The organism is Actinobacillus suis ATCC 33415 (genome assembly GCF_000739435.1).
Lineage (GTDB): Bacteria > Pseudomonadota > Gammaproteobacteria > Enterobacterales > Pasteurellaceae > Actinobacillus > Actinobacillus suis.
Genome location: NZ_CP009159.1, coordinates 2,294,819 through 2,318,544, shown reverse-complemented (window position 1 = coordinate 2,318,544; position 23,726 = coordinate 2,294,819). Strand labels below are relative to the sequence as shown.

Genomic DNA, 23,726 nt, shown 5'->3' with positions numbered 1-23,726 from the left:
ATGTATGGAAAGAATTGATGATGGACAATCTTTATTACCTTATTCTCATCATTTTATTATTGAGTGCGGCATATTATGTATATCGCCAAATTGATAGAGAAATGATGTATTTTCGCTTTAGCTGTGAAAATATTTTCGACATAGACTATTACGAATATGTCAATAACTATAAATTCTTCAACTTTTTTAATGAACAACTTAGCGAACACCTAAGGCTATATGTACAAGACAATTTCCATGCGCTACGCATTCCTTATAAAGATCTGCAACTCAGCGCACAAGTTGAATTCGAAACGGTAACCATCACCTGTTATTTAGAAGCAAACCGAAATAAACACGATTATATCCAAGAACAAATTATTCGTACGGTTAACTTAGAAGATGAAATTCGAAAATTCCACGCATTCTACGAGAAAGCTCGAGATCCGGAATTCCAACACGTGTTTAAATTAAAAGAATGCCATCAAACACCGGCAAATCAAGAACAGGCTAAAAGTTAAGGCAATGCCGATGCCTAGCACAGCTGAGCAAGCGGTTTAATTTCCGTAAAATTTTACAAATTTTAGAGAAAGAAAATGACCAAAATTGAACAAATTAAAGAACAACAACGCCAACTGCAAATTCAATTTAAAGCGTGGATGGATGATAAGAAAAAGCGTGAAGTGCTAACGTTTCAGCGACCGAATGGAAATATTGTTCGACATTATCCTGATGGCCACGAAGAAGTCATAAAACATGCCGATAAATCCTAGCACGGCAAAGCCGTACTAGGTTACGTATAGTTCAGCCCCGCTAGGGCTAGAAATTTTAAGCGGTTTCGGCGATTTACCAGAAAAACAGCATACCTTATTTGGATATGGTATTGGACAAATCTCCCCTAACCCCTCTTTGCTAAAGAGGGGAACTGGTTTAGGGAAGAATAGCGTTCTCCACATTACCACAAGACAACTCCCCTCTTTAGTAAAGAGGGGCTGGGGGGAGATTTGAAAACCGAGCTACAGAGTAGCTCACTCAGCCGAAGGCTGATCGTAACCTCGTATGGCTTGCTGTGCGTGGGTTGCAAGCGGTTGAACTTCCATAAAATTTTACAAATTTTGGAGAAATCAAATGACCAAAATTGAACAAATTAGAGAACAACAACGCCAACTACAAATTCAATTTAAAGCGTGGATGGACGTGAAGAAGTGATTGAGTATGCCGATAAATCCTAGCACGGCAAAGCCGTACTAGGTTAAGCATAACTCAGCCCTGCTAGGGCTGAAAGTTAGAAAAAATACCGAGCCACAGCGTGGCTCACTCAGCCGAAGGCTGATCCTAACCACGTACGGCTTGCCGTGCGTGGGTTGTAAGCTACCTACACAAATTTATATCAAAGAGAAAAACAATGACCCAAAACCTCCAAATGGCAGACCGTTTCGATGCGTCTGCAGTAGAACAAGCACTTTATAAACACTGGGAAGAACAGGGCTATTTTAAGCCGACTGAGAATCCTGACGTTCCAAGTTACTGTATCGCAATTCCACCGCCGAATGTAACCGGTTCATTGCATATGGGGCACGCTTTCCAACAAACTTTGATGGATACTTTAATCCGTTTCAACCGTATGGAAGGTAATAACACCCTTTGGCAAACCGGAACAGACCACGCGGGTATCGCAACCCAAATGGTGGTGGAGCGTAAAATCGCGGTGGAAGAAGGCAAAACTCGCCACGATTATGGGCGTGAGGCTTTCATCAATAAAATCTGGGATTGGAAGGCGTATTCAGGCGGCACAATCAGCCAACAAATGCGCCGTTTAGGTAACTCAATCGACTGGGATCGTGAACGTTTCACGATGGATGAAGGCTTATCGAATGCGGTAAAAGAAGTGTTCGTTCGCTTACACGAAGAAGGCTTAATTTATCGTGGTAAACGCCTTGTGAACTGGGATCCGAAACTTCACACCGCAATTTCAGATTTAGAAGTGGAAAACAAAGAGAGCAAAGGTTCACTTTGGCATTTCCGCTATCCGTTGGCAAACGGTGCGAAAACCGCTGACGGTAAAGATTATTTAGTGGTGGCGACCACTCGTCCTGAAACTGTGCTAGGCGACACAGCGGTGGCGGTTCACCCTGAAGATGAACGTTACCAATCATTAATTGGTAAAACGGTAGTATTACCGCTTGCAAACCGTGAAATTCCAATCGTAGCAGACGAATACGTTGATCGTGAGTTTGGTACGGGTGTGGTAAAAATTACCCCTGCACACGACTTCAATGACTATGAAGTGGGTAAACGTCACAGCTTGCCAATGGTAAACGTGATGACGATGAATGCGGATATCCGTGCGGAAGCGGAAATTATCGGCACAGACGGTAAACCACTAACGACTTATGAAGCGAAAATCCCTGCGGATTATCAAGGCTTAGAGCGTTTCGCTGCGCGTAAAAAAGTGGTGGCGGATTTTGAAGCGTTAGGTTTATTAGACGAAATCAAACCGCACGATTTGAAAGTGCCTTACGGCGACCGTGGTGGTGTGCCAATCGAGCCAATGCTAACTGACCAATGGTATGTGAGTGTGAAACCACTTGCGGAAGTAGCAACCAAAGCGGTGGAAGACGGCGAAATTCAATTCGTACCAAAACAATACGAAAACCTTTACTTCTCTTGGATGCGTGATATTCAAGACTGGTGTATTTCTCGCCAATTATGGTGGGGACATCGTATCCCAGCGTGGTATGACGAAGCAGGCAATGTGTATGTGGCTCGTAACGAAGAAGAAGTGCGTCAAAAACACAATTTACCGGCAGATCTTGCGTTACGCCAAGATGAAGACGTGCTAGACACTTGGTTCTCATCAGGCTTGTGGACGTTCTCAACTTTAGGCTGGCCAGAGCAAACTAAAGAACTGAAAATGTTCCACCCGACTGACGTGTTAATCACCGGTTTCGACATCATCTTCTTCTGGGTTGCGCGTATGATTATGTTCACAATGCACTTTGTGAAAGATGAAAACGGCAAACCACAAGTTCCGTTTAAAACCGTGTATGTAACGGGTTTGATTCGTGATGAGCAAGGTCAAAAAATGTCGAAATCGAAAGGTAACGTGCTTGACCCAATCGATATGATTGACGGTATCTCACTTGAGGATTTACTCGAAAAACGTACTGGCAATATGATGCAACCACAACTTGCAGAAAAAATTGCTAAAGCGACTCGCAAAGAGTTTGAGAACGGTATCGCTGCACACGGTACGGACGCATTGCGTTTCACCCTTGCGGCATTAGCAAGTAACGGTCGTGATATCAACTGGGATATGAAACGTTTAGAGGGCTACCGCAACTTCTGTAATAAATTATGGAATGCAAGCCGTTTCGTATTAACTAATGATAAATTAGATTTATCAGCAGGCGAAGTGGAATATAGCTTAGCGGATCGCTGGATTGAATCTACGTTCAATCGCACAGCTGGCACATTCCGTGACGCATTAAGCCAATATCGTTTCGACTTAGCGGCAAACGCAATTTACGACTTCACATGGAATGAGTTCTGCGACTGGTATTTAGAATTAACCAAACCAGTATTTGCAAATGGTACCGAAGCGCAAAAACGTGGCGCAAGCCAAACGCTTGTGCGTGTGCTTGAAAAATTATTACGTTTAGCACACCCGATTATGCCGTTCATCACCGAAGAAATTTGGCAGAAAGTGAAAGGCTTTGCGGGCATTGATGCGGATACCATTATGTTACAACCGTTACCGAAAGTCGTGGAAAGCGAATTAGACGAAGCGGCGGAAGCGCAAATCGGCTGGATTAAAGAGTTAATCATCGCTGTGCGTAACATTCGTGCGGAAAGCAACATTGCACCAAGCAAAGGCTTAGAATTCCTTGTTCGCAACGTATCTGACGAGCAACGCAAAATTCTAGCGGAAAATGACCGCTTGTTAAAAGCGATGGCGAAATTAGACAGCGTACAAGTGCTAAGTGCGGACGAAACTGCCCCACTTTCAGTAGCGAAATTAGTGGGTAACGTAGAAGTACTTATCCCAATGGCTGGCTTTATCAACAAAGAAGCAGAGCTTGCTCGATTAACCAAAGAAATCGAGAAAATGCGTGGTGAAATCACTCGCATTGAAAACAAACTCAGCAACGAAGCCTTTGTGGCAAAAGCACCGGAAGCAGTCATTGCTAAAGAGCGTGAAAAAATGCAAGAGTACCAAAATGGTTTAGAGAAATTGCAAGGGCAATATAAAGCGATTGAAGCGTTGTAATTAAAACATAAAAGCCGGATAGAAATATCCGGCTTTTTAATACTCACAAGTTATTCACATTAAAACGATCAAATAGAATAATTTTCCAAAAGAAAAGCCCACAAAATTGCGGGCTTTTTTGCTTTGGTTTGGAGATACCTTAGCAAGAATTATTTAGTTTCAACTGCTTCTTTTACTTCAGTTGCTTTTTCTTTTACAGCTTCAGCGGCTGCTTCAACTTTAGTTGCCGCTGCATCTTTCATTTCCGCTGCTTTATCCGCTACTGCTTGTGTAGCGTCTTGAGTTGCCGCTTTCGCTTCTTCTGCTTTCGCTGCTGCTGCGTCTTTTACTTCAGCCGCTTTATTTGCTGCCGCATCTTTCATTTCCGCTGCTTTATCCGCTACTGCTTGTGCTGCGTCTTGAGTTGCCGCTTTTGCTTCTTCTGCTTTCGCTGCTGCCGCATCTTTCACTTCAGCCGCTTTATCTGCTACTGCTTGTGCCGCTTCTTGAGTTGCTGCTTTTGCTTCTTCAGCTTTAGCTGCTGCTACATCTTTCACTTCAGCCGCTTTATCCGCTACTGCTTGTGCTGCTTCTTGAGTTGCTACTTTCGCTTCTTCAACTTTTGCCGCTGCAGCGTCTTTCGCTTGGTTTGCTTGATCACAAGCGCTTAATGTAAACGCTGCACCTAATACTAATGCTAAAAGAGATTTTTTCATTTGCTTTTCCTTATGTAAAAAGAGAGTCTGCGACTTATTAAATCAAGCGCATTCGGGATTTTTAGACTGAGCTTATTCTCAGAAGTTGCAACTATAACAGCTTTATTGCACAAAAAAAAGCCAATTGACTAAACAATTGGCTTTTTGAAAACGATGAATTAACGGTTATTCCACTTCTGCACCTGCAATACGTGGTGCTGAATGTACATGGCTTACCGCACTGGAATGACCACCAAAACCTTTACCATGGAAGTAATATTTTGACTGAGTCCACTCCGTGACATTTGCTTCGGCAGGCATTTCTGCCGGTGCTGATGCCACCGTCATCGCAGCTTTTGTATGTTGTACACGAGAGAATGTACCTAAATGACCAGAGAAACTATAGCTACTTTCATAGCTTGATACCGGAGCAACAATCTCTTCTGTGCTTACACTTTCAAGTGCCGGTGCAGAAGTTGCTTGCGCTTGGTGTTTCTGTACACGTTCATTTTTCTCTTTTACTAAATCACGATCAGTATGTTGAGAAACAAAACCACCTAGTGGCGCAACGTGTTTTGCCATTGCTTTTTCCACCAACTGCGCATCTTCTTTCGGCTCATCAGATACAATATGCTGCGCACGTTCTTTGTTTTCTTTCACTAAATCACGATCAGAATGCTGGGTAACAAAAGCGCCAAAAGGTGCTGCAGAGTTCACGCTTTTCTCAACGGTTGGCGCTGTTGGTACAACTTCCGGCTCTTGTTGTTGCTCTAACATTTCATCTACAGATAAGAAACGCGGTTTCTCTTCTACCTTCGGTGCAGCTTTTGTAGCCACTGGTTGGTTGCTAAATTTCACCCAAATCTTACCGCTTGCCATTTCCAGAGAAGCAACCGCTGCAGCTAAAGGCATTGCTGCTACCGCAGAATGTTCACGGCGGTTATTTTCACGGCGACGCTGATTACCCACACGTAAATGACGAGGTAAACGACGTTGGCGATTATTTTCACGCTGCTCCGTACGTTCTTCCGCAACAACATCCGAACTGCTGTCTTGCACAGCAGCTTTCACACTTTCGTCTGACGGTTTGCTCTCCGTTACAGCTGAAATCACTTCCGGACTCACAAATGCTTGAGGCTTCGCTTCCGCTACGGCTTTTTCAGGAGCAGCTTTTGCTACAACCGGATTTACCGCTGCTTGGTTTGCTTCAATAGCGTTGTTGTCATTCGCTTCAACACGTACTTTTTTACGTAAGTCACGACGTTGGCGGCGTTCCGCTACTTGATTTTCACGTTGCGGACGTTGTGCTTGTTCCGTTTGAGTTTCTGGAGCGCCTGCAACTTCTTCAACCACTTGGCGGCGAGCTTTCTTCGATTCCGCACGCTCTTGGTTACGTTCCTGACGCTGTGCCTTTTGCTCGTCTTGTTGTTGCTGTTTACGCTCTTGGCGTTCTGCACGATTTGGACGCTCACGACGGTTACGGCGCTCACGTTGGTTACGAGCCTTCGGCTTCGGTTTTTCTTCAACTTTTTCTTCCGTTGCAAATAAGCTTTTCACTTTTGCAATTAAGCGACTTAGGAGTGAAGGTTTTGCCGGTGCTACCGGTGTCGGTGCAGGTTGAAGATTTAACTCAGAACTTTGTAACACTGATTCTACGGTAATCACCGGTTCATTACGTGTCACTAACGCTTCTTCCGAAACTGTATGTGTATTCGGTTGAGTATCTTCTTCACGAGCATGGTAGTGCTTCGCTAAATCGTAGCTAAGTGTTGGTAACACTTCATTTTCACGTAAACGATATACGCTGAAATGCGGGGTTTCCATGCTTTCTGTCGGCACAACCACCACTTGTACATCATGGCGTTTTTCAATACTTGAGATCGCTTTACGTTTTTCATTGAGTAAGTAAGACGCAATTTGCACCGGCACAATAGTATGAACTTGGGCGGTATTTTCTTTGATCGCCTCTTCTTCTAATAAACGTAAAATCGAAAGTGCAATCGATTCGTTATCACGCACTTTACCCGTACCTTGGCAGCGAGGACATACATGGCTTGATGCTTCGCTTAGTGACGGACTTAAACGCTGACGGCTCATTTCTAACAAGCCAAAACGTGAAATACGACCGAATTGAATACGCGCGCGGTCTTGGCGTGTCGCTTCACGGATACGGTTTTCTACTTCGCGTTGATGACGCACCGGGGTCATATCAATAAAATCGATTACAATCAAACCGCCTAAGTCACGTAAACGTAATTGACGTGCAATTTCATCCGCCGCTTCTAAGTTGGTATTTAGTGCGGTTTCTTCGATATCGCCGCCACGGGTTGAGCGTGATGAGTTAATATCAATCGCCGTTAACGCTTCGGTTACGTCAATAACGATTGAACCACCTGACGGTAAACGCACTTCACGTTGGAACGCCGATTCGATTTGTGATTCGATTTGATAATGGCTGAATAACGGTACTTCACCTTCATATAAACGCACACGATTGATGAAATCTGGACGCACTAAACGAATATGGTTTTTCGCTTTTTCGAAGATTTTTTTGTTATCAATTAAAATTTCGCCGATATCGCGACGAAGATAATCACGGATCGCACGAACAATCACGTCACTTTCTTGATGGATAAGGAATGGAGCCGGACGAGATTCCGCCGCTTTTTTGATCGCTTCCCAATGGTGTAAAAGCACTTTTAAGTCCCATTGAAGCTCTTCCGGTGACTTGCCTACACCGGCGGTACGCACGATTAAACCAACGTCTTCCGGCACATCTAAGCAATCTAACGCTTCTTTTAATTCTAAGCGTTCATCACCTTCAATACGGCGAGAAATACCGCCTGCACGCGGGTTATTCGGCATTAATACTAAATAGCTACCGGCAAGTGAGATAAAAGTCGTCAGCGCAGCACCTTTGTTACCACGTTCTTCTTTACTCACTTGGACAATCACTTCTTGTCCTTCTTTGATAATATCTTTGATATTCGGGCGACCGTTGAATACATAATCCGCAGGGAAGTATTCACGAGAGATTTCTTTTAAAGGAAGGAAACCATGACGCTCTGCACCATAATCAACGAATGCAGCTTCAAGGCTTGGTTCAACACGGGTAATTTTCCCTTTGTAGATATTTGATTTTTTTTGTTCGTGTCCCGGGCTTTCGATATCTAAATCGAATAAACGTTGCCCGTCAACGAGTGCAACGCGCAACTCTTCTTTTTGAGTTGCATTGATTAACATTCTTTTCATTGTGTTTTCTCATTATTTGTTTTTTGTTCTTAAATTGCCGCTCCAATTAAACATACTTTTTAAGCATTAATACGCTGAATTAAATCCTTCTTATATTATCTGAAATACCTTTGTATTCTTATTGGATTTCGGGCAGTCTCCCGACTGTCAAAAAGTAGGTTTTAATTAAGTGGCTCAATTTGTGCTGATTTTGTCTTACGTTTCATTCTTCTTGTCTCGAATTAACCGCAGAATCAATCACTTAGCTTTTCTACTTGCAACTTAGCAAGCGGTGCTTTTTGCGTCATTTTTTACTAAATTGCCGTGCAATTTTTATGACAAGAAAAAGCGTACCATTATTGCATTTTAAGGCCTTAATAGGCAAGGCAAATATCGCTGGTTTGAGTAGCCTATTTATTTAGAAAATATTGCAATTTGTTGAATTTTTGCTATTTTTGTATGGAATTTAAGCTTTATTTTAAAGGAGAATTTAATGAGAAAGTCATTATTAGCAATAGTGGTCGCAATGGGGATGCTAGTCTCCGCTTGCGATGAGAAAAATTCTGCATCTACTACAACACAATTACAACAAGCCGAACAAAAAATTTCTCAACTAAATGAACAGCTTGCAAAATCTCAGCAAGAATTGACCGCTTTACAGCAATCGATTGCGGGAAAAACAGGTGATACATTAGCTACTTTTCCGGCATTACACGTTGAAATTTATCCATTTTTTGCTAAAGCGGAGCGCATAAAATTCAAACCGGAGGCGAATCAAGAACAAGCGATTCTTTCCGCAGAACAATATTATTTCATCAGCCTTGCCAAAACTGGTTTTGATTGGTTGGATAATTTATTGGCGAAACAGATTTTAATTAGCTATCAGCCTGTTCCGGCGGATGCCGACAGTAAAATCGATCGTAATGCGATAAACGGTGATGAGTTAAATCAGTTGAAAACGGTATTAGAAAAAGATTATCAGGAAAGTTTAGAAACGTTAAAAGAAGGAATGACACTCGGTATTTCTCGCACCGCCGAAACGATTTATTTAGGACAACGCCATAATATCGTGACCTTTTTCCAAAACTATGACGAATACAGCGGCGGCGCACATAATAACTACCACACCAAATATTTTAATATCGATGTAAATAAAAAACGTATTATTTTACTGGATGACTTACTCTCTCCAGCAAAACAAGTGGAACTCTCTGCGATTTTGTGGAGTCATTACGAACAGCGTAACAAACCGGATGCAAACGGCAAATACAGCACCTTTACCCCGAAACAAGACTTTTATGTTTCGGAAGATTTCTTATTTACCGATGATGGGGTGAAATTTATTTATCCGCCGTATGCATTAGGCCCATTCGCTGAAGGTGAAATCAGCCTGACTGTACCTTGGTACGAAATTAATCAGTTACTCAATACGGAATATCAACGTAAACCGAAAGACGGCTACGATTTAGCACCGGATCATATCCAAGCTGAAAATGAGTAATTAAGTCATATAAGCAAGCGGTTAAATTTGCAGAAAATTTTGCAAATTTAACCGCTTGTTATTTGGTACTTATTTAACTTGTTCAAACAGCGGCTTCATCACTTTTTCTTCTTGATAAATGCGAATACCTAATACAACGAGGTAAATAGGGAATAAGTACATCAATGTGTTCCATGCATGACAAAGTAGCACCACGCCAATTAATTCCGGAATGATATTTAGGAAATAGTTAGGGTGTTTAATCGTTCTGAATAACGTTGAAGTGTTAATTTTATGGTTTGGCAAAATATAGAGTTTCACCGTCCAAATTTCTTTTAATTCATTGATCACCCAAAAGAGCGCAATATAGGCGAAAAATAAAGTAACTGTGCCGATCGTGCTGAGATAGTCCCAATGATGGGCAAAATAATTCGCTTCAAACAACGCAGAAAAATAGAACAGGACATGCACAATAGATAATAGTTTTGAATTTTTAGTGCCGTGTTGCGTAGCACCTTTTTGGATAAGCACTTTCTCATTTCTAATCGAAATGCTCAAACTATACAAACGGACAATAAAAAAGCTAACAAAGGTAAGATTTACCAGTAACATAAGTTCTCCTTTAATAAATGGTAATAGAAAATAAAAATCAAACACGGCGAAAGCTGCTGAAATAAGCTGTTTTTATTTGGTAAATTTTTAAGGAAATTTAACCGCTTGCTCTTGTGATTTTCAGCGAACTTTTCACCGTATTGTTAAAGTTATAGCCCTAATTGATCCCAAATTTCATCAACACGTTTAACAACATTCGGATCTTTTTTAATCGGTGTACCCCATTCACGGCTGGTTTCGCCCTGCCATTTATTGGTGGCATCAATCCCCATTTTTGAGCCTAAGCCCGCAATCGGTGAAGCGAAATCCAGATAATCAATCGGTGTATGATCGATTAAAGTCGTATCTCGGCTCGGGTCACAACGTGTAGTAATCGCCCAAATCACGTCTTTCCAATCTCTTGCGTTTACATCGTCATCACAGACAATCACAAATTTGGTGTACATAAACTGGCGAAGGAACGACCAAACGCCCATCATTACCCGTTTTGCATGGCCGGCGTATTGTTTTTTAATCGTCACCACTGCAAGGCGATAAGAACATCCTTCCGGCGGTAGATAGAAGTCCACGATTTCCGGAAATTGCTTTTGCAAAATCGGAATAAATACTTCGTTTAACGCTTCGCCAAGAACTGCCGGCTCATCCGGCGGACGACCGGTGTAAGTCGAGTGATAAATCGCATCACGACGCATGGTGATATGCGTCACGGTAAATACCGGAAAATACTCTTGTTCATTATAATAGCCGGTATGATCGCCGTACGGGCCTTCTAGTGCCGTTTCATTCGGGTCGATATAACCCTCCAACACTATTTCTGCACTTGCCGGTATTTCCAAATCATTACTAATGGACTTGGCCACCTCAGTTTTCTGACCTCGTAATAAACCAGCGAACGCATATTCCGATAAAGTATCGGGAATCGGTGTGACCGCGGCTAAAATAGTTGCCGGATCGGCACCAATAGCCACCGAAACCGGAAACGGTTTATCCGGATTAGCTTCCTTCCATTCATGGAAATCCAACGCACCGCCACGATGCGATAACCAACGCATAATCAGCTTGTTCTTGCCGATCAGCTGCTGGCGATAAATCCCAAGATTTTGGCGTTTTTTATAAGGCCCTTGGGTAATGGTTAATCCCCAAGTGACAAGCGGTGCAACATCGCCTTCGTGACAATGCATAATCGGTAATTTATACAGATCAACTTCATCGCCACTTAATACTATTTGTTGGCAATCCGCTTTACCCAAGACTTTACTCGGCATATTCAACACTTGTTTCCATTGCGGTAATTGCCCGATCAGCTCTTTAAAACCTTTCGGTGGCTCAGGCTCTTTGAGAAACGCTAATAATTTCCCCAGCTCTCGTAAGGCGTGTGTATCTTCTTGCCCCATACCTAACGCAACACGTTTTGGTGTACCGAACAGATTACAGAGTACCGGCATTTGATAATCTTTTGGGTTTTCAAATAAAATCGCCGGTCCGCCTTTGCGTAATGTGCGATCGGAAATTTCCGCCATTTCAAGATAAGGATCGATTTCCTGCTTAACTCGCACTAATTCGCCTTGGCTTTCCAACAGCACTAAAAATTCACGTAAATCTTTGTATTTCATATTGGTAAAAAATCAGAAAAATCTGACCGCTAGTATATAGAAAACAACAAATGAAAAATACCCATAAAAAATTTATGCTAAACTATATAGCAATTTTACGAAAGTTTGATAGAATCGCTCAACTTTAATCCAAAAGGAGAATACTATGTTTAAGAAAACCGCTTTAGCATTAGCTATGCTAGGCACAACCGCAGTCGCAAATGCCGATGTACTTACTACGGTCAAACCATTAGGCTTTATCGCAAGCGCAATCACAGAAGGCGTTACAGAGAGCAAGGTGTTATTGCCGGTGACCGCATCTCCGCATGATTACAGCTTAAAGCCATCTGATGTAGAGCAGTTAAAATCTGCGCAACTTGTGGTTTGGGTGGGTGAAGATTTAGAAACGTTTTTAGAAAAAAGTATCGACAAATTACCGAAAGAGAAAGTGCTTAGTTTAGATGATGTACCGGCAATTAAAGCAATTGTCGATGCGACTGAAAAACATGATGATCATGATGACGATAAAAAACATGAGCATGATCACGACCATAAGCATGAACACGGTCATAAACACGAACACCACGATCACAAACATGAGCATCATGAACACGCTCATGAAGGTCATGATCATCACCATGATCACGAAGGCCACAGCCATGATAAAGACTGGCACATTTGGTTCTCGCCTGAAGCAAGCCTTGCCGCAGCAGAACAGATCGCAGCACGCCTAAGCGTACAATTACCGGAGCAAAAAGCGAAAATTGCGGAGAATCTTGCAACATTTAAAGCAAATTTAACCACTAAGAGTGAACAAATTCGTCAACAATTAGCTGTAGTGAAAGGTAAAGGTTATTATACTTTCCACGATGCTTATGGCTATTTTGAGCGTACCTACGATTTAAATTCATTAGGTTCATTCACCATTAACCCAAGTGTAGCACCGGGTGCGAAAACGTTAAGCGTAATTAAGAAAAATATCGCTGAACACAAGGCGCAATGTTTATTTGCCGAACCTCAATTCACACCGAAAGTGATTGAAAGCCTCAGCAAAGGTACGCAAGTTAAAGTCGGACAATTAGATCCGCTTGGCGCAAAAATCGAATTAAGTCAAACCGCTTATCCGCAATTCTTACAAGCGATTGCTGATGAATTCAGTCAATGTTTGAAGTAATCGAAAGATAAAAAATAAGCGGTGAAATTTGCAGAAAACTTTGCAAATTTCACCGCTTGTCATTTGATATAAATATTATGAAATCACACGGGCTTTAATTGTGCCGTCAATTTGTTGTAAGCGTTCTAACGCTTCGCTTGCATCGTCTAATTCCACATCAATGACCACATAACCGATATTCGGATCGGTTTGTAGATACTGACCGGCAATATTCACGTTGCCATCTACGAATACTTGGTTGATCTTATTCAGAATACCCGGGCGGTTTTCGTGAATATGTAACAAACGTTTCGCATCGCTGTGCAGAATCGGTAACGATACTTCAGGGAAGTTAACCGCTGAAAGAGTTGAGCCGTTATCCGCATATTTAACGAATTTGCTTGCCACTTCCGTACCGATATTCGCTTGTGCTTCTGCAGTTGAACCACCGATATGCGGAGTCAAAATCACATTATCGAATTGGCATAGCGGTGATTCAAACGGATCATTAACTGAAGCCGGCTCTACAGGGAATACATCAATCGCCGCCCCACGTAACGTACCTTGCGCTAAACGTGCTGCTAAAGCGTCAATATCAACCACCGTACCACGCGCCGCATTGATCAACACCGAATCTTCTTTTAATTGCGCAATACGAGCCGCATTCATTAAATTTTTGGTTGAAGCATTTTCCGGTACGTGTAATGAAACCGCATCGCAGCTAGCAAGCAACTCATCGAGGCTTGCAATTTGTTGTGCGTTACCTAACGGCAGTTTATTTTCAATATCATAAAAATACACTTGCATACCGATAGATTCCGCCATCACGCTTAATTGCGAACCGATATGACCGTAACCTACAATCCCTAATTTTTTACCACGTACTTCATTTGAGCCGGCTGCGGATTTGTTCCATACGCCACGATGTACTTCCGCATTCGCTTTCGGCACTTGGCGCATTAAGAGAATAATTTCGGCTAATACTAATTCTGCTACCGAACGAGTATTTGAGAACGGTGCATTAAACACCGGAATACCGAGACGTTTCGCTTCATTTAAATCGACTTGGTTGGTACCGATACAAAAACAGCCGATCGACACTAGGTTTTTCGCATGCGCTAATACTTCTTTAGTTAAATGAGTACGAGAACGTAAGCCTACAAAATGCGCATCTTTAATGGCATTAATTAAGTCATCACCGTCTAACGCTTTTTTATGATATTCAATATTGGTATAACCGGCCGCCTGTAGCACGTCTAATGCATTTTGATGAACGCCTTCTAGCAAAAGAAATTTTATTTGAGATTTGTCGATAGGAGTTGTCATTTTAGGTCCTTGTGTGTTTTGTTTGCTTTTACTTTTATCACATTGCCTAACGAAATACACGGAATATTTTTCACTTTAACAGAACTTATCGTTATAAGCTTTATCATTACATTCCGTGTATCAAAGAGTACGATTATTCGATAATTTTTGCACCTTCAGGAGTACCGACAATAGTTACGTTTGCATAGCGCTGTGCAAAGATTCCGTTTGTCACGACACCGGCAATATTATTGATGGTATGTTCCATTTTTAATGGCTCAAGAATTTGGAAATTGTGTACATCCAAAATAACATTGCCATTATCAGTCACTACGCCTTCACGATATTCCGGTGAACCGCCTAACGCTACCAATTGGCGAGCAACGTAAGAACGTGCCATTGGAATCACTTCCACCGGTAACGGGAAGGTTGAACCTAGTACATCCACTTGTTTTGAGCTATCTACGATACAAACAAATTTCTTCGCTAATGAACTAACGATTTTCTCACGGGTTAATGCCGCACCACCGCCTTTGATCATTGCGCCTTGAGGAGTAATTTCATCCGCACCGTCAATATATACGTCTAATTCAATCACTTCATTTGCGTTAAACACTTCAATACCGATCGCGCGTAAGCGATCTTCAGAAGCTTTTGATGCTGCCACCGCACCTTTAATTTGATCTTTCATTGACGCTAATGCATCAATAAAACAATTTACGGTAGAACCGCTCCCCACCCCCACGATAGTATCCGGTTTTACGAATTGAAGCGCAGCTTGAGCAGCAATTTTTTTCATTTCTTGTTGGGTCATAATGAATCCTTTTTTAGTTAGTATTATTTTAAGATGAGAGTAAAACGCTATGCTTCTTTTCGGCTACTGACCAAGAAAGTCGCAATAAGAAAAGCGGTCGAATTTCCGCAAATTTTTGCAAAAATTCGACCGCTTGTCATTAGTTAGTTATTTTTAACCGCTTCAACGATTTCTTCCGCACAGCTTTGTGCTAATGCACCGTCTTCACATTCCACCATAACACGAATGAGTGGCTCTGTACCAGACTTACGCAGAAGAATACGTCCTTTGCCTGCTAGACGTTTTTCCACGTCTGCCGCCACCGCTTTTACCGCATCGCTTTCCAACGGATTTTTACCGCCTTCAAAACGAACGTTAAGTAACACTTGTGGGAATAACGGCACTGCACGCGCAAGATCATTTAAGCTCATTTTATGCGCTTCCATCGCTGCAAGTACTTCAAGAGAAGCGATAATACCGTCACCAGTGGTGTTTTTATCTAACACGATAATGTGACCTGAGTTTTCGCCACCCAGTTTCCAGCCTTTTTCTTTTAATTGTTCTAATACGTAACGGTCACCGACATTCGCACGAGTAAATGGAATCGCTAAGTGTTTTAATGCCACTTCTAAGCCCATATTACTCATTAACGTACCGACTACACCACCGTGTAATTTGCCTGAACGTAATGCTTCACGAGCAATAATAAATAGGATTTGGTCACCATCTACTTTATTACCTAAATGGTCAACCATCATGATACGGTCGCCGTCACCGTCATAAGCAAGACCTACGTCCGCACCTGATTCAACGACAACTTTTTGTAATGCGGTAATATCGGTTGCACCACATTTTTCATTGATATTTAAACCGTCCGGTTTCGTACCGATCTCAATCACTTCCGCACCAAGCTCACGCATGACATTAGGTGCGATATGGTAAGTTGCACCGTGCGCACAATCCACTACAATTTTATAGCCTTTCAAGCTTGCGTTTGCCGGGAAGGTTCCTTTACAGAATTCAATATAACGGCCTGCCGCATCATTGATTCGCGTTGCACGACCTAATTGTGCTGACTCAACACAATCCATCGGTTGATCTAAAAGTGCTTCAATCGCTTCTTCTACTTCATCCGGTAATTTCTCACCGACATTCGAGAAAAACTTAATACCATTATCGTAATATGGGTTATGTGATGCTGAAATCACAATCCCCGCTTCAGCACGGAAAGTACGGGTAAGGTAAGCAATCGCTGGTGTTGGCATAGGGCCTACAAATGCAGCTGAAAGACCTGCTGCCGCAAGACCTGCTTCTAATGCTGACTCCAACATATAGCCAGAAATACGAGTATCTTTACCGATTAAAACTTTTTTTGTGCCTTGTGTTGCAAGAATTTTACCTGCTGCCCAGCCTAGTTTTAATGCGAAATCCGGAGTAATAGGAAATTGACCTACTTTGCCACGTACACCGTCCGTACCAAAATATTTACGTTCTGCCATATTTAAATCCTCGAAAGAGAGTAGAAAAAATTAATAAGAAAAAAGCTATAAATTGCAAAAGCTTAGACAACAATTTAAACAAAAAATTCGCTGCTAGCCGGTTATTTTAAAAAATAACGATACGCTGGGCTCTCCGTTACATTCTGATAACGGTATCCAAGTTGTTCCAAATGTTGTTTAAATTTGGTTTCATCTTCACTATTTAACGCAAACGCCGCCAAAATATCACCGTAGTCCGCCCCGTGCGCACGATAGTGGAATAAGGAAATATCCCAATCGGTTAGCGTTTGTAAGAATTTTAATAATGCACCTTTTTGTTCAGGGAATTCAAAGCTATAAAGCTGCTCATTCGCAAGATTGGTTGGACGTCCGCCCACCATATAACGAATATGTGTTTTCGCAATATCATCATCTGAAAGATCCGTGACATCGTAGCCGTTTTGTTGTAAATCCCGAATAATCTCAGCCTTTTCTGTGCTGCCGGTAATACGCACACCGACAAAAATGCAAGCTTGATGATCATCTGCATGGCGGTAATTAAATTCGGTCACCGCACGATTACCTAAAATTTCACAGAATTTTAAGAAACTACCTTTTTGTTCCGGAATGGTTACTGCTAATAAGGCTTCATGTTTCTCACCGATTTCACAACGTTCCGAAACATAACGTAATGTATGGAAATTCAAATTCGCACCGGAAAGCACGCAAGCTAAATTTTTGCCTTCAAGCTGATGTTCTTTCACATATTTTTTTAAGCCGGCTAACGAAGTCGCACCGGAAGGTTCTGCCACCGCACGTACGTTTTCAAAAATATCTTTCATTGCCGCACAAATTTGATCATTATCGACCAACACCACTTCATCAATGTACTGCTGACATAAGCGGAAAGTTTCATCGCCGATACGTCTTACCGCAATCCCGTCTGCAAATAATCCGACACGTTCCAAGTTATCCGGCTTACCGACTTTCAACGCATGTTGCAAACAAGCGGAATCTTTGGATTCAACACCAATCACTTTTACATTCGGTAAAACCTGTTTAATCAACACCGCAATACCCGCCGCTAAACCGCCACCGCCGACCGGCACAAACACATAATCTAAATCGGAACGTTGCTGTACTAATTCCATACCGATTGTACCTTGTCCGGCAATCACCATCGGGTGATCAAAAGGCGGTACAAAAGTCATACCGAGTTCTTCGGAAAGTTCTAATGCTTTCGCTTTCGCTTCATCAAAATTCGCACCAAATAACAATGCTTCTCCGCCGAATCCTCTTACTGCATCCACTTTAATTGCCGGTGTATTCTGCGGCATCACGATAAGTGCACGAAGCCCTAAATGTTTTGCCGAAAGCGCAACACCTTGAGCATGATTGCCCGCTGAAGCGGTAATTACACCTGCCGCCTTTTGACTAGCTGAAAGATTTGAGATCATCGCAAAAGCGCCACGCAATTTGAAGCTATGTACCGGTTGGCGATCTTCACGTTTGATAAGAATTTGGTTGCCGAGACGCTCGGAAAGCTTTTCCATTTTCTGGAGTGGCGTCACTTGTGCAAGGTCGTAGATATTGGAACTTAAGATAGCACGCAGATAATCGGTGCCGGATTGAATTGTTGGATTGCTCATAACACTGCTCTGTATTTTTTATATTTTTATACTTTAACTATCGGCGTATTGAGAGGTACGTCAGGTTGATTTGAAAAAACTAAAAAGGCACAAGCGATAACCGCTTGCGCCAATAATGATATCAATCGAAATTAGTGGTGACCGCCGCAGCCACAACCGCCGTGGCCGTGGTGATGGTCGTGATCATGGTCATGTCCGTGACCGCCACATCCGCAGCCGCCTTCTTCGCCATGACCGCCACAGCAACCGCCGTGTTCGTGGCCAGAATGAATGTGACCGTGTGCGATTTCTTCTAATGTCGCTTCACGTGTTGCAACCACTTCAACAGAGAATAATAACTCTTGACCTGCTAACATATGGTTACCGTCTACCACAACTTCATCACCGTCAACTTCAGTGATTACTACCGGTAACGGGCCTAAATCCGTATCAGCGATAAAACGCATACCAACTTCTAATTCATCAACGCCCATGAATACATCTTTTGGTACGCGTTGAACCATGTTTTCGTTGTATTCGCCGTAACCTTCTTCCGGTTTAACGCGAACTTCAAAAACATCGCCTACCGCTTTGCCTTCAAGCGCTTTTTCTAAACCTTCAACAAGGTTGTTATGACCGTGTAAATATTCTAACGGTTGATTTACCGGTGCTTCATCAACTAATACACCGTCTTGTGTACGAACTTGATAAGCAATGCTTGGAACAACATTTTTTGCGATTTTCATTAAAGATTCCTTTTTATATATTTAGGTAAAAATACGATTCATTGTAGCGGTTTATCACAGATTTGCAAAAGGTTTGCAAAAATATAGAAATAAAATGACCGCTTAGTTAAAACAAACGGTCTGATTTTGCACGAAATTTGCAAATTTAATCAATAATATCCGGTGTAACCGTATCAACCACATCAACAGCCGTACCGACAACACCACTCACAACCGAAGTGACTAAACAACCGCTTAATAGACCACTGCCTACAGTAAGCACCAAAATTTTGAATAATGATTTCATATTTATCCCATATCTCTTATATACAAAATGCAGCGCTACCGAAATAGCGCTGCATTTATCATTATACGATACTAAAGTTTATTTTTCTTCAGCAATAAAACGATACACTAATGCACCGATAATTGCGCCTAAAATTGGTGCAACCCAGAACAACCATAATTGCTCAATTGCCCAAGAACCTTGGAATAACGCAACACCGGTTGAACGAGCCGGATTTACCGAAGTATTGGTTACCGGAATTGAAATTAGGTGAATTAACGTTAAACCTAAACCAATCGCAATCGGTGCAAAACCTGCCGGTGCACGTTTGTCGGTTGCACCCATAATGATAATTAAGAAGAATGCAGTTAATACCACTTCAATCACAAGTGCCGCCACCATTGAATAACCGTGTGGAGAATGCTCTGCAAAACCGTTACTTGCAAAACCAGCCGTGACATCAAAGCCTGCCGCACCTGAAGCAATTGTATATAATACCGCTGAAGCCGCAATTGCGCCGGCAACTTGTGCAATAATATAAGGTACTAAATCTTTTGCATTAAAACGACCACCGATTAATAAACCGATCGAAACTGCCGGGTTAAAGTGACCACCTGAAATATGACCTACTGCATAAGCCATGGTTAATACGGTTAAACCGAATGCAAGTGATACGCCTGCATAACCAATGCCTAACTCAGGAATACCTGCTGCTAAAACTGCACTACCGCAGCCACCAAATACTAACCAAAATGTACCGAAAAACTCGGCGAAATATTTTTTCATTATATTTTCCTTAAAAATAAAATTAAATGACACAGATGTGTCTGTGCTTTCCAATGCTATCCACTTAAGTTAAATTGAATAGCCATTCTAAAAAACGTCTAATGCTAATAACATTACACATTTTCTTAGAAAAAGATAAATTTTACTCAAATGTCACCGTACCGGAGGCTCTTGCTGAAATCGTTTCACTGCCTGCTTCCAGCGGTAAGCCGCTTTCCTGTGCAGCGTAACTGCTTTTTGCCATTGCCATCATCGGACGCTGGTGCATTCCTTCGCCATTCGGCGTTTCTAATTGTACTTGGCTTAAGGTATAACGTTTTGCATTTAAGCCTTTCTGCACCACTTCCGCTTTATGCTGAAATTGTTTAATAATATCTAAGGTCATTTCATCTTCCAGCGCCGCCATTTTTTCCGGCGAAACACTAAATGAAATATGACTAATCGCTACGTCATCGCCTAAATTGTCCAGAACTTTCGCCATCGCAGCAAAATCTTTGGATTCAAATAGAATTCGGCCTTCTACCACCCATCCATCTACTTTATTTTTCTGATTATAATTAGGATAACTACTTACACCTTCCGTCTGAATTTTAATGCCCATATAAGGCTTAGCATCCGCAATCACTTTGTTCAGATTTGTCGATATCGTTGATTTGAGTTCTGATAATGACTTGCCGACTTTCTGGCTATAAACCATTGCTCGCATTAAGTCTTTTTCTACCGTACGACTCACTTCCGTAGAGAAAGAAAATTGAGTTGGCATACTGTTTGTTGTTATCTCTTTTTCTTCGGCATGACTTACCATACTGGTGAAAGCAAGCGGTAGAATTGCAAGAATTTTTTGTAATTTCATCCTGTCTCCTTGATGATTATGAGTTCAACTCAAAGTGTTAGCTTAGAGGTGTGTTTTCTCGTTAAGTTCATTTTCGATGCTCAGAACAATGGCTTTATTGGCATTTTGCATACAAATTTGCCAACGAATATTATAGCCCGCAAGGTTCATACCATAAATCCGCTCAGTGATTTTACCTTGTTGATAAGCCGGACGAGGGTCTTGCTCAATCACATTGCGAATAAAATCAAGTGGCTGTGTAATACCGAAATTTGCAAAATTTTGGCAAAATTTGACCGCTTGTAATGCTTGTTCCGAGAACTCAACCACCAGTTTGACTTGTGGTTTATCTTGCGCAAAGCCGGAACGCGCATCAGGTTCACTATCCGCATAAGCAATATAAGGTTTGATATCTAGAATCGGGGTGCCGTTAACCAAATCCACACTGCCAAGTTTTAATAACACTTCTCCATTATTTATCTCAATGCCTTCTAACGCTACTTTAGATAAACCAATTGGATTTGGACGATGTGTCGCTCGGCTGGCAAATACTCCAACTCGTTCATTCCCACCTAAACGAGGCGGGCGTACCGTAGCATGCCATTCTCGCTCAGGAATCTGATGAAATTGGAAAATCAGCCACAAATGACTAAATTGCTCAAGCCCTCTTACGGCATCAGGCGAATTATAAGGTGGCAATAGTTTCAGTATGCCTTTGCCTTCTTTAACCAAATTCGGTTGGCGTGGCACTGAAAACTTTTCATCATAAGGGCTATGAATAATCCCTATTGGAGTTAAGGTTAATTGTGATAAACTCATTAGCTGTATTTATTTACAATATAATTAAAAATCAAAAGGAGACAAATATGTTAGCAAATCCACTTATTGTTAGCGATATCAAAACCATTATTCATCAAGCTCGTGAACAAGCGATTCGCTCGGTTGATTTTCAGCGCGTCATTATGTATTGGCATATCGGAGAACGAATTTTTAAAGAAGAGCAACAAGAACAAGAACGTGCCGAATATGGTAAATATTTAATTAAATCACTCGCCGAGCAGCTAGAACCTGAGTATGGCAGCGGATTTTCTAAAAGACAATTAGAGCGTTACCGTCAGTTTTATCGTACTTTCCCAATTGTGTCCGCACTGCGGACGCAATTAAATTGGACTCAATATAAGTTACTTTTAAGTATTTCAGATCAAGTTAAAAGAGAATTTTATATTGCAGAAACGGTAAAAAATAATTGGTCCTCTCGACAACTTGAACGCCAAATTTACAGTAATCTCTATGAACGCTTATTATTAAGTAATGATAAAGAAAGCGTTTTAGCCGTGGCGAAAAATCAAGTTATCCCCAGTGATCCGAAACAAATTATTAAAGATCCGATTGTATTGGAATTCCTCGGGCTTAAACGAGAAAGCGCTTACTATGAGAAAGATTTAGAAAGTGCCATTTTAACCCATTTACAAGATTTTCTATTAGAGCTTGGTAATGGATTTTCTTTTGTGGCCCGTCAAAAACGATTACATATTGAAGGCGATGAATTTTTTGTCGATTTAGTATTATATAATCGCTTGTTACAATGTTTCGTACTAGTTGAAATTAAAACACATAAATTAACGCATCAAGATATCGGGCAATTACAAATGTATGTCAATTATTTTGATCGAATTGAAAAACTCCCTCATGAAACACCAACAATTGGCATTTTACTCTGTACGCATAAAAACGATGCTGTGGTAAAATTTACGCTGCCTGAACATCAGCAGCAAATTTATGCGAGTCAATACCACCTCTATCTACCGAGTGAACAACGACTTTTAGAAGAAGTTCAGAAAGAGATTCAACAGTTCAAACAAAAACAGGAAGAGAATGATTAATGGATAAACACTCCGCTTTTTCAATTTGGTTTACTACCGCTCGCCCAAGAACATTGCCTTTGGCTCTGGCGTCTATCATCGTAGGATCGGCACTTGCATACTGGGCGGGACATTTTGATGTAATCACAACACTACTTGCTTTTATTACCACCATTTTATTACAAGTATTGTCTAATTTTGCTAATGACTATGGTGATCATGTAAAAGGTTCCGACACTAAAGAACGAATCGGGCCTTTGCGAGCAATTCAGCACGGTGCAATTACCGGTGGGCAATTAAGAAATGCAGTGATTCTGCTCAGTATTTTATCCTTTATTGCTGGCGTAGGGCTGACGGTTTACGCTTACCAATCTATTCAAGATTTAATTGTGTTTATCAGTTTAGGTGTTATTTCAATTGTAGCGGCAATTACCTATACGGTTGGTAAAAAAGCTTATGGCTATCTAGGATTAGGCGATTTATTCGTATTGATTTTCTTTGGGTTTGTCGCTGTCATCGGTACATTCTACTTACAAGCGCATAGCATTCCAGCGATGATTTTTATTCCGGCATTCGGCTGTGGTTTGTTATCAGTAGCGGTTTTAAATATCAATAACTTACGTGATATTAACCAAGATAAACAGGCGGGTAAAAATACCTTAATTGTCCGTATCGGTAGCCAAAACGGGCGAATTTATCATGTTACGCTATTAATACTAGCGGTCGTTTCTTATCTGATTTTTGCAATCAGTGAATTTCAGCATTGGTATAGCTTCCTTTTCTTGCTTGCCGTGCCGTTACTGGCAAAACACGGATTGTTTGTCTATCGTCATAAAGACCCGATTGAGCTACTCCCGATTTTAGGTCAAATGGCAGGACTTGCTCTGATCACTAACTTGCTGTTTAGCTTAGGTATTTTTTTAGGATAATTCGTATTACATAGTGCTTCTAGCACTAGAACCAAATCTTCTCGGCAGAGTTTGATATTATTAAACTCTGCTTTTTTAATTTGAGAGAAAACATAAACAAGTAGTATCAAA

At 41.5% G+C, this 23,726-nt stretch carries 20 protein-coding genes; 7 read left to right on the top strand and 13 right to left on the bottom strand.

Annotated elements, in window-relative coordinates:
• Nucleotides 1-17 precede the first annotated feature (17 nt).
• The 3 genes from ASU1_RS10775 to ASU1_RS10770 all read left to right on the top strand — a co-directional run bounded on the left by ASU1_RS10775 (nucleotide 18) and on the right by ASU1_RS10770 (nucleotide 4,249).
• Entirely contained in the window at nucleotides 18-500 is a 483-nt protein-coding gene (locus ASU1_RS10775; RefSeq protein ID WP_015674383.1) for a hypothetical protein, read from the top strand.
• A 75-nt stretch (nucleotides 501-575) separates the two neighbouring features.
• On the top strand, nucleotides 576-752 hold the full coding sequence (locus ASU1_RS11955) for a hypothetical protein (protein ID WP_015674382.1): 177 nt from the start codon (nucleotides 576-578) through the stop codon (nucleotides 750-752).
• A 632-nt stretch (nucleotides 753-1,384) separates the two neighbouring features.
• Nucleotides 1,385-4,249, top strand: a complete 2,865-nt coding sequence (locus tag ASU1_RS10770) for a valine--tRNA ligase (protein ID WP_039195591.1) — start codon at nucleotides 1,385-1,387, stop codon at nucleotides 4,247-4,249.
• A 149-nt stretch (nucleotides 4,250-4,398) separates the two neighbouring features.
• On the opposite strand, the gene ASU1_RS10765 is transcribed toward ASU1_RS10770, so the two are convergent.
• Together ASU1_RS10765 and rne are read right to left on the bottom strand one after the other, a co-directional pair.
• Nucleotides 4,399-4,944, bottom strand: a complete 546-nt coding sequence (locus tag ASU1_RS10765; RefSeq protein ID WP_015674379.1) for a hypothetical protein — start codon at nucleotides 4,942-4,944, stop codon at nucleotides 4,399-4,401.
• Nucleotides 4,945-5,109: 165 nt separating this feature from the next.
• On the bottom strand, nucleotides 5,110-8,175 hold the full coding sequence (gene rne, locus ASU1_RS10760; RefSeq protein ID WP_179130572.1) for a ribonuclease E: 3,066 nt from the start codon (nucleotides 8,173-8,175) through the stop codon (nucleotides 5,110-5,112).
• 472 nt (nucleotides 8,176-8,647) lie between these two features.
• Here rne and ASU1_RS10755 point away from each other — a divergent pair, with 472 nt between their 5' ends.
• Nucleotides 8,648-9,655 carry an RsiV family protein gene (locus ASU1_RS10755; RefSeq protein ID WP_015674377.1) on the top strand — a complete coding sequence of 336 codons (1,008 nt, stop codon included), beginning with the start codon at nucleotides 8,648-8,650 and terminating at the stop codon, nucleotides 9,653-9,655.
• A gap of 69 nt (nucleotides 9,656-9,724) precedes the next feature.
• Here the strand turns inward: ASU1_RS10755 and ASU1_RS10750 are convergent, their stop codons facing one another.
• Entirely contained in the window at nucleotides 9,725-10,246 is a 522-nt protein-coding gene (locus ASU1_RS10750; protein WP_015674376.1) for an isoprenylcysteine carboxyl methyltransferase family protein, read from the bottom strand.
• A gap of 149 nt (nucleotides 10,247-10,395) precedes the next feature.
• Nucleotides 10,396-11,859 carry a 4-hydroxy-3-polyprenylbenzoate decarboxylase gene (ubiD, locus tag ASU1_RS10745; protein WP_015674375.1) on the bottom strand — a complete coding sequence of 488 codons (1,464 nt, stop codon included), beginning with the start codon at nucleotides 11,857-11,859 and terminating at the stop codon, nucleotides 10,396-10,398.
• A gap of 145 nt (nucleotides 11,860-12,004) precedes the next feature.
• Here ubiD and znuA point away from each other — a divergent pair, with 145 nt between their 5' ends.
• Entirely contained in the window at nucleotides 12,005-13,012 is a 1,008-nt protein-coding gene (znuA, locus tag ASU1_RS10740; protein WP_015674374.1) for a zinc ABC transporter substrate-binding protein ZnuA, read from the top strand.
• Nucleotides 13,013-13,087: 75 nt separating this feature from the next.
• Here the strand turns inward: znuA and serA are convergent, their stop codons facing one another.
• From serA to tsaA, 9 genes are all read right to left on the bottom strand, one after another.
• Complete coding sequence (gene serA, locus ASU1_RS10735) at nucleotides 13,088-14,317, bottom strand: phosphoglycerate dehydrogenase (protein ID WP_015674373.1); 1,230 nt, start codon at nucleotides 14,315-14,317, stop codon at nucleotides 13,088-13,090.
• Nucleotides 14,318-14,450: 133 nt separating this feature from the next.
• Nucleotides 14,451-15,110 carry a ribose-5-phosphate isomerase RpiA gene (gene rpiA / locus ASU1_RS10730; protein ID WP_015674372.1) on the bottom strand — a complete coding sequence of 220 codons (660 nt, stop codon included), beginning with the start codon at nucleotides 15,108-15,110 and terminating at the stop codon, nucleotides 14,451-14,453.
• A 143-nt stretch (nucleotides 15,111-15,253) separates the two neighbouring features.
• On the bottom strand, nucleotides 15,254-16,588 hold the full coding sequence (gene glmM / locus ASU1_RS10725) for a phosphoglucosamine mutase (protein WP_015674371.1): 1,335 nt from the start codon (nucleotides 16,586-16,588) through the stop codon (nucleotides 15,254-15,256).
• Nucleotides 16,589-16,689: 101 nt separating this feature from the next.
• Nucleotides 16,690-18,216: a threonine ammonia-lyase, biosynthetic gene (ilvA, locus tag ASU1_RS10720; protein ID WP_015674370.1), complete on the bottom strand. Its 1,527-nt coding sequence runs from the start codon at nucleotides 18,214-18,216 to the stop codon at nucleotides 16,690-16,692.
• 131 nt (nucleotides 18,217-18,347) lie between these two features.
• Entirely contained in the window at nucleotides 18,348-18,941 is a 594-nt protein-coding gene (gene slyD / locus ASU1_RS10715) for a peptidylprolyl isomerase (protein ID WP_015674369.1), read from the bottom strand.
• Nucleotides 18,942-19,086: 145 nt separating this feature from the next.
• Nucleotides 19,087-19,227 (bottom strand): hypothetical protein, encoded by a 141-nt coding sequence (locus ASU1_RS11950; RefSeq protein WP_162859657.1) that lies wholly within the window; start codon nucleotides 19,225-19,227, stop codon nucleotides 19,087-19,089.
• 78 nt (nucleotides 19,228-19,305) lie between these two features.
• A complete protein-coding gene (aqpZ, locus tag ASU1_RS10710) occupies nucleotides 19,306-19,992 on the bottom strand; it encodes an aquaporin Z (protein WP_015674368.1) in 687 nt (228 codons plus the stop codon).
• A gap of 142 nt (nucleotides 19,993-20,134) precedes the next feature.
• Nucleotides 20,135-20,845 carry an SIMPL domain-containing protein gene (locus ASU1_RS10705; RefSeq protein WP_015674367.1) on the bottom strand — a complete coding sequence of 237 codons (711 nt, stop codon included), beginning with the start codon at nucleotides 20,843-20,845 and terminating at the stop codon, nucleotides 20,135-20,137.
• Between the two features lie 42 nt (nucleotides 20,846-20,887).
• Nucleotides 20,888-21,643, bottom strand: coding sequence for a tRNA (N6-threonylcarbamoyladenosine(37)-N6)-methyltransferase TrmO (tsaA, locus tag ASU1_RS10700; protein WP_015674366.1), 756 nt, complete (start codon nucleotides 21,641-21,643; stop codon nucleotides 20,888-20,890).
• Nucleotides 21,644-21,690: 47 nt separating this feature from the next.
• Here tsaA and ASU1_RS10695 point away from each other — a divergent pair, with 47 nt between their 5' ends.
• Nucleotides 21,691-22,707: a PDDEXK nuclease domain-containing protein gene (locus tag ASU1_RS10695; protein ID WP_015674365.1), complete on the top strand. Its 1,017-nt coding sequence runs from the start codon at nucleotides 21,691-21,693 to the stop codon at nucleotides 22,705-22,707.
• Nucleotides 22,707-23,615 carry a 1,4-dihydroxy-2-naphthoate polyprenyltransferase gene (locus ASU1_RS10690; protein ID WP_015674364.1) on the top strand — a complete coding sequence of 303 codons (909 nt, stop codon included), beginning with the start codon at nucleotides 22,707-22,709 and terminating at the stop codon, nucleotides 23,613-23,615. The genes ASU1_RS10695 and ASU1_RS10690 overlap by 1 nt, the downstream gene beginning before the upstream one ends.
• Nucleotides 23,616-23,726: the final 111 nt, after the last annotated feature.